The sequence below is a fragment of the Actinomycetospora sp. genome (assembly GCF_055612215.1).
The window spans coordinates 1-2998 of the sequence record NZ_JBVPVA010001070.1 but is presented as its reverse complement, the minus strand read 5'-3'; the positions used below and the strand labels follow the sequence as shown (position 1 = coordinate 2998).

The window sequence follows — 2998 nt, the reverse complement described above, 5'->3', positions numbered from 1 at the left end:
GTGACCGACCCCAGCGCCGGTCCCCGTGGGATCAGCGCGTTCGTCGTGCACGCCGACGACCCCGGCTTCAGCTGGGGCGAGAAAGAGCGCAAGCTCGGCATCAAGGGCTCCCCGACCCGGGAGGTCTACTTCGACGACTGCACGATCCCGGCCGACCGGCTGATCGGTGAGCCGGGGACCGGCTTCAAGACGGCGCTGAAGACGCTCGACCACACCCGCCTCGCGATCGGCGCCCAGGCCGTCGGCATCGCGCAGGGCGCGCTCGACGCCGCGGTGGAGTACGTGCGCGACCGCAAGCAGTTCGGCAAGTCCGTCTCGGACTTCCAGGGCGTCCAGTTCATGCTCGCCGACATGGCGATGAAGATCGAGGCGGCCCGCCACCTCGTCTACGTCGCCGCGGCCAAGGCCGAGCGGGGCGAGAAGAACCTCGGCCTGATCGCCTCGGCGTCGAAGTGCTTCGCCTCGGACACCGCGATGGAGGTGACGACCGACGCCGTGCAGCTCTTCGGCGGCGCCGGATACACCACCGACTTCCCGGTCGAGCGGATGATGCGCGACGCCAAGATCACCCAGATCTACGAGGGCACGAACCAGATCCAGCGCATGGTGATGGCCCGCTCGGTGCTGCGGGGCTGATCCTCACCCGCCGACGCCTCACCCGCTGACGAGCGTGGCCCGCTCCACCTCGGCCTTGCGGTCCAGTGCCGCGGGGTCGGGGTGGCGGACCTGGACCAGGGAACCCCCGGCGGCGAGCACCGCCAGCAGCCCGTCGACCAGCCCGCCGGACAGGTCCAGCGGCCAGTCCGCCGTCGACAGCACGCGGGTCCCGGCGTCGTACCCGAGCTCCGCCGCCCGGCGCCGGGCCGTCCCGACGACGTCGTCGACGCTCGCCGCCGCGAGCGCCGGCGCGTCCCCGGGCACGGCCGAGGACGGCGCGAACGCGTCGCCGTGCAGGCGGACCTCGCTCGCGTAGTCGACGGCGTCGCCGGGCAGGCCCGCCAGCGGCCGCCCGAACGCGTCCAGGGAGAACCCGACGACGAGCCCGGCCGCGGCCGCCGCCTCGAGGTGCTCGGCGTCGGCGAGCGCGACGTCAGCCCCGGCCGGGTTGTCGACGACCACGGCGCCGTTCCACCACGCGCCCAGCAGGGCGACCGCGGTCTGCCAGTGCGCGGGGAGCAGCACCGCCACCCGCGTGCCCGGCTCGACGTCGCACTCGTCGCGCAGGAAGTTCGCGGTCTTGGCGATCCAGTTCGCCAAGGTCTCCCCGGAGAACTCGAGCCGCTCACCGCTCGCGTCGTCGTAGAACGTGATCAGCGGGCGGCGCGCGTCGGCGGCGAGGACGGGCGCGAGGAGCGTGTCGGTGACGGTCATCGGCTGCCGAGGATACGGCCGGCTCAGTTGACGCAGGGCTCAGTTGACGCAGGGAATGCCGTCTGCCGTGATCGGCGGCTGGGCGGGCGGCGGCGGCGCGGCGTCGGCGGAGTCGCCGTTCGGCTGGGTGATCACCGCGCCCGGCCCGCGGTAGTCCTGGGCGAGGACCACGCGCACGGTGTTCGGCGGCACGCTCGCGTCGGGCCGCGTCGGGAGGCTTCCGAGGGTCTTCGCGACGACCGCCGCTCCCGCGTCGCCGCCCGGCCCGAACACGATGGACGACGTGCCGGTGCGCTGGTCGGCGTTCCCGGAGACCACGTGGGTGTAGCCCTGCGCCCCGAGGATCTGCACGACGCGGGCCGCGGCGCCCTCGGTGCCCGAGGCGTTGCGGACGTCGACGGGGATGGTGGCCGGCGCGGGACCGACCGGCACCACCGCCGGGGCCTGCTTCGGGCCGATCGCGTCCGCGACGAACTGCTGGACCTCGACGGGGTCGACCTTGAGGGCGTCGCCGGCCGCGGTGTTCTCGCCGCCCAGGGTCGGGATCGTCATGAACGTGACCGCGCCGCCGGACACGCCCTGCATCTGCTGGGCCAGGCCGAGGAGGTCCCAGCCGTTGTCGAGGATCACCGACTGCTTCACCGCGTCGAGGAGGCGGGTCAGCGTCACCGGGTCGGCGAGGGTGCCGGCGGAGAGGACCTTGTGCGACAGGCCGGCGAGGAAGGCCTGCTGGCGGCGGACCCGGTCGAGGTCGCCGAGCGGGAGGCCGTGGCGCTGGCGGACGAAGGCGAGCGCGTCGTGGCCCTGCACCGACCGGGGTCCCGCGGCGAAGTGCGCCCCGGAGAAGTCGTCGTCGACCGGGTTCTTCAGGCAGACGTCGACGCCGCCGATCGCGTTGGTCAGGTTGTAGAAGCCGAGCAGGTTGACCTCGGCGTAGTGGTCGACGCCGATGCCGGTGAGGTCCTGGACGGCCGAGATGAGCGCCTGGCGCCCGGCCTCGGAGGACTTGACGTCGACGTCGGCGGGGGAGTTGTCGCCCTCCGCCACGAGCTGCTGGGCCTCGGCGGCCTTCGCGCCCGGGTAGACCGAGTTGAGCTTGCCCTTGCCGAACTGGCCGGGCAGCTTCACGTAGCTGTCGCGGGGCAGCGAGAAGGCGACCGCGCGGCTGCCGTCGTTGGGCACCCGCACCAGCATCATCGAGTCGGTGTTCAGCTCGCCGTCCGCCGACCCGGCGTCGAGCTGGGCGAGGACGTCGCGGGGCAGCGGGTTGCCCTGTGCGTCGTTCCGGCTGTCGGTGCCGACGAGCAGGATGTCGGTGGCGCCGTCGGCGGCGGTCCCCTTCTTCGCGAGCGCACCCGAGGTGGAGAAGCTGCCCGACAGGGCGGCCCACGCGGTGCCGCTCAGCGCGAAGACCAGCACCGAGGCGGCGACGGCGAGGACGCGCAGCAGGCGCACCGCCCCGCGGGACGGGGGCCGGCCCGGGGGCGCGGGCGGCGGCGCGGCCGGGCGCTTCGGCGGCGGCGCCGGGTTCACGGGCGCGGTGCGCCGCGGGGGCGGCGGCGAGGGAGGGCCGTCAGGGCGCCGGGGACTCTTCCCCGACGGGCTCCGCGCCTCGTCGAGCGCCGTC

General features: G+C 74.3%; 3 protein-coding genes. 1 reads left to right on the top strand and 2 read right to left on the bottom strand.

Going from position 1 to position 2998, the window contains the following annotated elements; translation table 11 throughout:
* On the top strand, positions 1–636 hold a 636-nt coding region (locus AC0CYZ_RS28945; protein ID WP_472221567.1), incomplete at its 5' end, for an acyl-CoA dehydrogenase family protein.
* 18 nt (positions 637–654) lie between these two features.
* Here AC0CYZ_RS28945 and AC0CYZ_RS28940 read toward each other — a convergent pair.
* Complete coding sequence (locus AC0CYZ_RS28940; protein ID WP_472221566.1) at positions 655–1371, bottom strand: TIGR03089 family protein; 717 nt, start codon at positions 1369–1371, stop codon at positions 655–657.
* Between the two features lie 39 nt (positions 1372–1410).
* The coding region (locus tag AC0CYZ_RS28935; protein ID WP_472221565.1) for an LCP family protein at positions 1411–2998 on the bottom strand (1588 nt) is incomplete at its 5' end.

Coding starts and splice junctions, on each gene's coding strand:
- AC0CYZ_RS28940 (WP_472221566.1), bottom strand. CDS start 1,371: ATGACCGTCACCGACACGCTCCTCGCGCCCGTCCTCGCCGCCGACGCG.